The 1,094-nt window shown below is 71.0% G+C and carries 1 protein-coding gene and 1 pseudogene; one reads left to right on the plus strand and one right to left on the minus strand.

Features of this window, described 5'->3' with window-relative positions:
* Window positions 1-85: 85 nt before the first annotated feature.
* Window positions 86-295: pseudogene (locus AOK08_RS48275) on the plus strand (STAS domain-containing protein); the annotation flags it as partial.
* Window positions 296-325: 30 nt separating this feature from the next.
* Here the strand turns inward: AOK08_RS48275 and AOK08_RS41645 are convergent.
* The coding region (locus AOK08_RS41645; protein WP_055535754.1) for an RNA polymerase subunit sigma-70 at window positions 326-1,094 on the minus strand (769 nt) is incomplete at its 5' end.

Here is a 1,094-nt window from a genome sequence, read left to right on the forward strand (position 1 = left end):
AATGTGATCTGGCCGGGCGGGCGAAAGGTACAGGGGGCGGGCGATGAATTATGACCGTCCGCCCGGTCTACCGATCGTGGACGCCATGACACCCGCTGTACTCGTGCTGACCGGCCCCGTCACCCGTGAGGAGGTGGCGAGGCTGGGCGAGGACGTGCGGGCGTTGCTGCGGGCCGGCGCCGGGGGTGGCCGTGACCCGGTGGTGGTGTGTGACGTGGCTGGGCTGGGGCCGCCGGGGCTGGGCACGGTGGAGCTGCTGGCCCGGCTCCAACTGGCCGCCCGCCGGTCCGGAGGCCGGATATGCCTCCGGTCCCCTGCGCCGGCCCTACTGACCTTCCTGAACCTGGTCGGTCTCACTTTCGACGTCGAGATCGAGATCGAGGGAGAGGGGCAGCCCGAAGAGCGGGAACCAGCGCTTTGTGTCGAGGAAGCAGTGGAACCCGGTGATCCGGCCGTCTGAGATCTCCAGCACCTGGACCGCCCAGGGGGAGTAGCCGCCCGTCTCCTCGTCCGGCTTGTACTGGGCGAAGCCGGGCAGTCCGTTGACGGCGACCGGCACGAGGTGGGAGCCCGCGCAGGCGGCGCCGAGTGTGGTCATGAACCCGGTGATGTCCTGCGGCCCGGTCAGCCACAGGTCGAACGGCGGCATCGTCATGACGGCGTCCTCGTGCAGCAGCGCGGTGAGGGCCGCCATGTCGTACCCCTCGAACGCGGCGACGTAGCGGTCGAGCAGCTTCTGCTGTTCTTCGCTGAGCGGGTCGGAGACGGCGGCACGAGCACTGGCACCACTGCCCTTGTCCTGTTCCCGCTCGGCGAGGGTGGCGCGGGCCCGCTGGAGGGCGCTGTTGACGGACGCGACCGAGGTGTCGAGGAGTTCGGCGACCTCGCTCGCCTTCCAGGCCAGCACCTCGCGGAGGATCAGCACGGCCCGCTGCTTCGCGGGGAGCTGCTGCAGGGCGGCCATGAAGGCGAGCCGCACGGACTCCTTGGCCACGGCGGCCTCGGCCGGATCCTCGACGGTGGGCAGCACACGGGCGTCCGGCATCGGTTCCAGCCAGGTGTTGTCGGGGCGGGGGGAGAGGGCGGCCCGGGCG

Source organism: Streptomyces graminilatus (assembly GCF_001418565.1).
GTDB lineage: Bacteria > Actinomycetota > Actinomycetes > Streptomycetales > Streptomycetaceae > Streptomyces > Streptomyces graminilatus.